Consider the following 2,786-nt stretch of genomic DNA (forward strand, 5'->3'; position numbering starts at 1 on the left):
CAGGGGTGCATTACGGTGGGGCACGAGGGCCTTTCTGGTCGCTGGTGCAGATCTCGCAATCCACACCAGGCCAGCAGGCCCTCACCCATTTCAAGATCTTTCGACCGAGACCCCTGTCACCAACCTCCGTGGACAGAACACCTAGAGGGCCCGCCCGGCTCCGTGATCACGTGACTGGGAAAAAGGATTGGACGGCATGAGGATCGGGCTTGTAGCTTTCCATCGACCGTGACACCGCCCGAGGAGGTGAGACCCATGAACGCAGTACTGACGTGGGTGCTCCCCTTTTCCCGTCACGGCCGGCGATTGACGTAGGTGTCGCCGGGAGCGCCTCGACCACAAGGCACTCCCGAAAGGCAACACCTATGTACCCTCTGCAATTCACCGCCGAGTCGTCCTCGAACGGCATGATCGAGCGCGACTTCACCGTGGGTGACATCCCCGGAGTTCTCTGGTTGCCGGCCTCCGGCGCCGATCGCGCGCCCCTGGTCCTGATGGGCCACGGCGGCGGCGCCCACAAGAGGCATCCGTCGATGCCGGGCCGCGCCCACCGTCTCGTGACCGGCTGCGGCTTCCACGCCGCCGTCATCGACGCGCCCGGCCACGGCGACCGGCCCCGCACCGCATACGACGAGCAGGAGATCGCCGAACTGCGCGCAGCGCAGGCGGCGGGCGAGCCGGTCGGCCCGATCGTCGTCCGCTACAACGCCCGCCTGGCGGAGCTCGCCGTGCCCGAGTACCAGGCAACTCTGGACGCCCTCCAGCAACTTCCGGAGATCGGCGCCGAGGGGCCGGTGGGCTACGTCGGCATCGGTCTGGGCACCGGGATCGGGGTGCCGCTGGTAGCGGTCGAGCCCAGGATCACGGCCGCGGTCTTCCTGTCGACCTACCCCGATGTTCTGGTCGACAGGGCGCAACAGATCACCATCCCGATCGAGTTCCACATGCAGTGGGACGACGAACTCATCCCGCGCGAGGCCGGCCTCGCGCTGTTCGACGCCTTCGCCTCGAAGGAGAAGACGTTGCACGCCAACGCGGGCAAGCACCTGGACATGCCCAGGTTCGAGGCCGACAGCGCGGTGCGTTTCTTCGCCCGGCACCTTGGCGGGGCGGTCACCGCGGCGGCCTGAGGTGAGCGGTAGCGGCGCCCGGTCCACGGGTCGCGCGCCGCTACCGCGGCCCGGGGCGGTCACGGCCTGCCGCCTCGTTCACGACCGTCGCTCGCACCTCCCGGCGCCGGGCTGGGGCTGGCCGCGGGCCGAGCCGTAATTCGTTTGACCGGGCCACGGGTTGCCGCTGCATCGTGGCCGGACACCACGAGTCGTGGTGCCGGTATCCGAGGAGGCAGCGACAGCGATGGAGATCCGTCCCACGACCGACAAGGACGTCGACGTCTTCGTCGAAACGCTCCATGCCGCGTTCGGGCGCTTCCCGGAAACCCCGGTCGAGGGTGGCGGGTTGTGGTGGTCGGCGCTCGAAATGGACCGCTGCCTGCTCGCCCTCACGGAGGGCGGGCGGCCCGTGGGGACCGCCGGCGCGTACTCCTTGGAGCTCACCCTGCCTGGCGAGACTGGCGTCCCGGTCGCCGGGGTGACTGGCGTCGGCGTCCTGCCCTCGCACCGACGCCGTGGGGTCCTCAGCGCGATGATGCGCCATCAGCTCGCCGAGCTGCGGGCCCGGGGGGAGATCCTTTCCGTGCTGCTGGCGTCCGAGTTCCCGATCTACGGCAGGTTCGGCTACGGACCGGCGACCCACACGACGCGTCTGACCGTGCCCCGCCGCCAGGCCGCTTTCGCCCTCCCACGCGCGCGCGGAACGGTCAACGCACCAGCGACCGGCCCGAGTTGCGGCTCGGTCGAGGTGCTGCGCCGCGCCGAGTGCGGCGAAATCCTGGAGGAGGTCTACGACCGGTACCGCCGCGCACAGCACGGCGCCCTGTCCCGGCCGCACCGCTGGTGGGCCTTGCGCGCGGGCCAGCCCCCGATCTCACCGGCGCCGCGTTACGTCGCCGTCCACCGGGACCCCGACGGCGTCCCGAACGGGTACGCCAGCTACTTGGTCGACGCCGAAACCCTGGCGGTCGACGAGACCATCGCCACCGACGACGACGCCTTCACAGCCCTGGCCCACTTCGCGCTCGGACACGACCTGGTCACTCAGGTCGTGTTCAAGCACGTCCCGCCCGAGCACCCGCTGCGCTGGCAGTTGGCGGACTTCCGCGCCGGCCAGGTGAGCGACGACACCGACTGGCTCTGGGTGCGGCTGCTGGACGTCCCGCGCGCGCTGACCGCGCGCGGCTGGTGCACCGACGGCGAGCTGTCCCTCGACGTCGACGACCCGTTCCTCGGCGAACGCAGCCGCTACCTGCTGACCGTCCGGGAGGGCAAGGCCGACTGCGTCCCAACGGACCGGGAGCCCGACCTGTCCCTGGACGTAAGGGACTTGGGCTCGATCTACCTCGGCGGCACCGCCCCGAGCACGCTCGTGCGCGCCGGACACATCGGGGCCCACCGCCCGGATGCCGCCCCTCTCGCCGACGCCCTCTTCCGCACCGAGCTTCCCCCGCACTGCCTGCACTGGTTCTGACGGCGCGCTCGCCGACCTTACGCACGTTTCGTTGGCGGACGCCCGGCTCGTCGGCGTCCCGAGTGCCTGTGGCAGGCGTCGATCATTTCGGTAGGAGGGTGGGAACCCTCATGCCTGGACCTTGGTGAGGAACGCGGTCACGTTTCCCACGGTCCGCTCGATCTTCTCCTCCACTGTGAGCGTCTCGCGTAGCCGGGCAC

2 protein-coding genes are annotated in these 2,786 nt (G+C 70.2%); both read left to right on the plus strand.

The features are described from left to right. Window positions 1-365 precede the first annotated feature (365 nt). Window positions 366-1,130 carry an alpha/beta hydrolase gene (locus ACIQU6_RS44305; protein WP_403488349.1) on the plus strand — a complete coding sequence of 255 codons (765 nt, stop codon included), beginning with the start codon at window positions 366-368 and terminating at the stop codon, window positions 1,128-1,130. A 226-nt stretch (window positions 1,131-1,356) separates the two neighbouring features. Further along, a complete protein-coding gene (locus ACIQU6_RS44310; protein ID WP_403488351.1) occupies window positions 1,357-2,586 on the plus strand; it encodes a GNAT family N-acetyltransferase in 1,230 nt (409 codons plus the stop codon). Window positions 2,587-2,786 lie beyond the last annotated feature (200 nt).

This window comes from Streptomyces sp. NPDC090442, assembly GCF_044769405.1.
Classification (GTDB): Bacteria; Actinomycetota; Actinomycetes; order Streptomycetales; family Streptomycetaceae; genus Streptomyces.

Excerpts from the sequence above, each read along its gene's own strand:
- ACIQU6_RS44305 (WP_403488349.1), top strand. The coding sequence starts at position 366 with ATGTACCCTCTGCAATTCACCGCCGAGTCGTCCTCGAACGGCATGATC.
- ACIQU6_RS44310 (WP_403488351.1), top strand. The coding sequence starts at position 1,357 with ATGGAGATCCGTCCCACGACCGACAAGGACGTCGACGTCTTCGTCGAA.